We start from the raw sequence: 2,219 nt of genomic DNA on the forward strand, positions 1-2,219 counted from the left end.
ATTATCACCTATTTTAGGTTTTGATACACCATGTGGAATTTTCAAAATTCCATTTTTACCCGGGAGAATTAATTAGGTTAAACGTAAATTATGCATATTGGTCTTCATCAATCAATGAAACCATTAGGGTGAATGGAGGAATTCATGAGGCACATACGAGAGATTATCATTGTATTAGCAGTTCTTTTTTCGACATTTCTGGTTGTATCAGCAGCAGAAACATCGATGGCAGGAAACGAAACCCCCTCTCATACCAAATCACTTGTCATGATATACATGGTTGGAAGTGATCTTGAGTCAGAAGATGGAGCAGGAACTGAAAACATAAAACAGATAAACAACGGGGTTGGGGATATCATTCCGGGAGATCTTGAAATCGTGGTTGCCTATGGTGGTGCGAATAAAACCGGATGGAAAGGAATGACAATCGCATCTTACAACCAGTTAAGAAAAGATCTGCAAAATGATGTTATCGGTGACGAAAGTATCAGCAGTTTCTCTGATCCTTCAATTGATATGGGATCTCCTACAGGATTGAAGACTTTCATTAATTGGGTGAATGAGCGGTACAGTGCTGATCATACCTACCTGATATTCTGGGATCATGGAGGCGGGTACGGAGGGTTTGGCTCTGATGAAAATTCTGGAAATATGGAAAGTCTTGCTGATATTGAATCAGTTTTCAATGAAACAAAATTCACACCTGAAGTCATCGGCTTTGATGCTTGTCTCATGAGTGAACTTGAAGTTGCCACCGGGCTTTCGCCATACGGGAAATATTTCGTTGGATCTGAAGAGGTTGAGCCGGGATCAGGATGGGAGTATGCCAAATGGATGAAGAGCCTTGCCCAGAATCCATCTGAAAATCCTCTTAATATAAGCAGGGCAATTGTCGATTCTTTTGTGGATGCACCAGGGGACTCCGGAAAGACGCTATCAGTCCTTGATCTAAAAATGATGCCTGAAATTGCGAATAAACTTGAGGACTTGGGTACATCGCTCAGTCATGTGATGGGAGAAACCACCGGATTTCGGGTTATTGGAAAAGCCTACCGAAATTCTACAAAGTTTGCACAAGAACCAGGAACAGGTGGGGGGACGAGCGTAGATCTCTCCTTACTGGTTCAGTATCTGATGGCACATGTCCCAGGAGCAGATAAAGCTGGAGAAAGTATAAATGAGTCAATTAACAAGGCGGTTTTGTATGAGCGTCATGATAAGTACATACCTGATGCAAGAGGGCTCTCTATTATGGATCCCCAGGGAATTTCCCATGACCAATATCTTGAAAACGGGGTTAATGTTAAGGTAACCCCTGGATGGGACTCCTTTATTGAAGATTTTCTCCTTAAACAATCAACAGATAATGAAAAACCGGAATTGAATAGTACAGGAACTAATTCCTATGAGTTAACAGATCCTTCTGGAACCGCATCAGTATGGGTAGAGTATTTTGCATACGACCCACACACAAATGACCTCATTGCTCTTGGTGAAACCCCGGCAGTTGCTGATACAGAGGGTACCTATTCAATTCCAGAATGGGACGGTACATGGTTTTATCTGAAAGACAGTTCTGCATCAGACAAATATGCTCTTCTGGGGATGTTTTATGAGGATACTACTGACGATGGAATTGAGGAATATTCATCAAAAGTCAATGTTACTCATGATGGTATCCAGGATAATATGTATCTGTATTCTTACATTGATCCCGAAACAGGGAAGACAGATCTTGAATTCAGACCATATACTATCGACAGTACTGGTGAAGTTTTGATATCCCGGGCAACGATGGTTCCTGCCAGGGGGGACAAAATCGATACCTATGCAGAACTTTTTAATCCAGATAGTAATGAGTCAGACTGGATAAATCTGGGAAATATTACTGTTGAAGGCACAGTTGGCCTGGTTTCTTCTCAACTCCCAGATGGTATCTATGCTACAGGTCTTTACGCAGACTATGGAAATGGATACGGTAGTGTTACAGACCTCAATAAGATAGAGATCAATGATGGGAAGGTAAGCCAGGAGGGAAATCTCACAGTCTGACTTTTCCGAATCCCTTTTTTTGCAGTTCTCTCTTGAGTTCTTATAGGACATCGGAGTGAAGATTATTGAGAATCAGACCCCTATGATACTTATAATCTATCCAGAAAAAGCTTTGAAATAAGAATCTTATCTGGAATCCGAGGGGTATACAGAGCACCGGGGTGAAT

Annotated in this window: 1 protein-coding gene; it reads left to right on the plus strand. The window is 41.6% G+C overall.

What is annotated here, in order from left to right:
• Nucleotides 1-144: 144 nt before the first annotated feature.
• Nucleotides 145-2,052, plus strand: coding sequence for a clostripain-related cysteine peptidase (locus tag VN429_RS12410; RefSeq protein WP_325633792.1), 1,908 nt, complete (start codon nucleotides 145-147; stop codon nucleotides 2,050-2,052).
• The last annotated feature ends 167 nt before the right edge of the window (nucleotides 2,053-2,219 follow it).

Source organism: Methanospirillum sp. (genome assembly GCF_035560735.1).
Classification (GTDB): Archaea; Halobacteriota; Methanomicrobia; order Methanomicrobiales; family Methanospirillaceae; genus Methanospirillum.